This window comes from Psychrobacter sp. W2-37-MNA-CIBAN-0211 (assembly GCF_040309405.1).
In the GTDB taxonomy this organism is placed as follows: Bacteria; Pseudomonadota; Gammaproteobacteria; order Pseudomonadales; family Moraxellaceae; genus Psychrobacter; species Psychrobacter glaciei.
This window is the reverse complement of sequence record NZ_JBEOOU010000339.1, coordinates 1-259: the sequence shown is the minus strand read 5'-3', so window position 1 is coordinate 259 and position 259 is coordinate 1. Positions and strand designations below refer to the sequence as shown.

The window sequence follows — 259 nt, the reverse complement described above, 5'->3', positions numbered from 1 at the left end:
ACTATCTTCAAACTGATAGTGAGTACTTAGGTTTTTACCAGCAAAATAGCGCTCATCAAGTAATGAAAAACCAATGCCAGCCTCTACATAAAAGGGGGTGTTGTATACACTAAATGCTGGAAATTGCACCACCGGTGACACAGCCAAGACCACGTTGGATTGTGATTGTTGATCATGGCGGTATTGCCACACGTTAACGCTGCTTTCTAAATAAAAACGAGCATCGCCGACAAAATTTTGCATTCCTTGAGGGTGATAT

Annotated in this window: 1 protein-coding gene; it reads right to left on the bottom strand. The window is 41.7% G+C overall.

Translation table 11 applies throughout. The features are described from left to right. Window positions 1-259: acyloxyacyl hydrolase (locus AAEY72_RS15450; RefSeq protein ID WP_352311488.1), on the bottom strand; the 259-nt coding region annotated here is incomplete at both ends.